Origin of the sequence: Pectinatus frisingensis, assembly GCF_015732285.1 — a bacterium.
Lineage (GTDB): Bacteria > Bacillota > Negativicutes > Selenomonadales > Selenomonadaceae > Pectinatus > Pectinatus frisingensis.
On sequence record NZ_WIQU01000067.1, the window covers coordinates 1 to 895 of the forward strand.

Annotated in this window: 1 protein-coding gene; it reads right to left on the bottom strand. The window is 31.6% G+C overall.

Translation table 11 applies throughout. The features are described from left to right. Window positions 1–895 (bottom strand): hypothetical protein (locus I6751_RS12970; protein WP_196589991.1); only part of this gene is annotated, 895 nt, incomplete at both ends.

An 895-nucleotide genomic window follows, 5' to 3' on the forward strand; every position in this document is an offset into this window, starting at 1 on the left:
CAGGATAATGCTTTATCATCAATTGTCGCTAAAGAATCACCACTATCACCGCCAAATTCATTAACTAATATGTTCTGAGAATCCTCCCAATGATTAAATTCATTAAGAGCTTCACCATTTTTCCCTTTTTTAAACATATCGGTAATATAATCAATTAACTTTGTTGTTCCGACTACCGACATCTTTTCAGAATTATTTTTAACCGCCGGATCAGTAAATAAAGATTTTTTTGCTGCCTGTAAGCTGTCTATTACCATATCAAAAAAAGAGGGATCATTATAACTTGCATTATAGTAATTTATATTAATAGCAATGGCATTTAGGCTCATATTTAAATCTGAAGCAGCTGTCCCAAAACCCATTGCACCATTTTGTTCCATCTTTTTATACTCAGGTAATCTTTTAGCAAGCTCGCTAAAAGTATCATTTATATTCTTAATAATAAATTTTTCATAATCATTTTTAGCATTTAATTCGAAAATAATATCAGCAGTAATATCACCATTCAATTTAGGATCTGATTTATTGGTATCGGCAGCTGTTGGTTTACTAAGCTGTGCTGCCGGCAAGTCATTATTTTCTACTGTTAAAGGATTAACAATTGCCTCTTGTACATTTTGTTGCCCATTAGCGGCAATATTTTTAATTTGTTCACCATTAGAATTTATAGAAGCTATATCATTAGTATCTACAGGATCTTTTTTAAAATATGCATCATTAATTGCATCTTTATTTTTTTCTATTTGTTCTATCAATGCTGAAACACTATCACTTCTATTTTTAAGTAATGGGGGTTCAGCATTTGAACTGGATAATAATTGCTCCCCTCCTGAAGTCCTTAAAATATGTGGATGTTTAGCATTTTCTTCCAGCAGCTGTATGCGTTTTCTAAGCA